Raw genomic sequence first — 1,060 nt, 5'->3', positions numbered from 1 at the left:
CGTCTTTAGATATCCATCCTCATGGCTTGCCAGCTCTACCTCCTACTATTTTTTGAGCCGTCGAACTCACGTTGAGCAATGGCTGTCGCTGGTTTACACCGGACATCTTCTTGGGCGCAGCAGTTTACACGCCCGAAGAACTAGGAGCAACAGTGGATGAGGATGGGAATGTGATTGAGATTTCCCCGTCACCTCCTCCAGCCCAGTTGCCATCAAACCAAAAAGAGATTATCGTTCCTGGCGCTCAATAAGTGATGCAATTCTTTGGGCGAGTGAATGCCTGCCGCACATGAGTGTTGAAGAAATCCAAGCTCAGTTTGATTCCCTAAATGCACCACCAGGAAGGAAAGCACCCGCCTGGATTGCTAAGGTCAACGAATTAAAGCAAGTTTACATGACTAGTGGTGAGCAATCCGCCGCCCAACCGTTTGCATAAAAATCTAGGCTCTTGCAATCCACAAGAGCCTTTTGTAATGGAATGAAGCAGAATGACGATCGCAACTGAATGTAATACCAAGCATAATTTCAATAATTTCTCAGATGTATTGACTCGCCTGGATGAATTTGGACTGACTCCCAACCAGTTTCGCGTCTACTGTCACCTTTGGAGAATGGCGCAAGACGGGATAGTTTCAGAGGAGTCGAGTGAAAGCATAGCTAAGGTGTGCAAACTAACCCGTGTCACAGTTATACGGGTGTTATCGCAGTTGGAGCAGATGCATTTGATCGAATGCGATCGCGCTGCTGGAAAGAAATCAGTGTTTTATCTGATGCCTTATTCTGATTGGCGCAGACTTGTACCCCAAGAAAAGAACTTGACGATTAAACAACAAAGTAAAGTTGTCTGCTTCAGAAAGGGCGATCGTACTTCTTCAAACTCAACTACCTGTAAAGCAAATATACAGGTAAACGAAATACACATCCAGCGGGAGGCAGAGTCCCCTATAGGGGACTCTGCTCTCCCTGCTATTGAACCAGTCAACGAAATTGACCTGTCAAATCCCTTTACTGGTTCTCTAGACGGAAAGTTAGCAGCTGCCAGAGAGCGGGGATGGCGCGA

At 46.7% G+C, this 1,060-nt stretch carries 3 protein-coding genes; all 3 read left to right on the top strand.

Annotated elements, in window-relative coordinates; genetic code table 11:
• Positions 1-71: 71 nt before the first annotated feature.
• Complete coding sequence (locus tag DSM107010_RS37805) at positions 72-251, top strand: hypothetical protein (protein WP_127025445.1); 180 nt, start codon at positions 72-74, stop codon at positions 249-251.
• A 38-nt stretch (positions 252-289) separates the two neighbouring features.
• A complete protein-coding gene (locus tag DSM107010_RS39200; protein ID WP_158631981.1) occupies positions 290-436 on the top strand; it encodes a hypothetical protein in 147 nt (48 codons plus the stop codon).
• Positions 437-488: 52 nt separating this feature from the next.
• Positions 489-1,060 (top strand): helix-turn-helix domain-containing protein (locus DSM107010_RS37800; protein WP_148125955.1); only part of this gene is annotated, 572 nt, incomplete at its 3' end.

The organism is Chroococcidiopsis cubana SAG 39.79 (assembly GCF_003991895.1).
Classification (GTDB): Bacteria; Cyanobacteriota; Cyanobacteriia; order Cyanobacteriales; family Chroococcidiopsidaceae; genus Chroococcidiopsis; species Chroococcidiopsis thermalis.
This window is presented reverse-complemented; position numbering and strand designations above follow the sequence as displayed.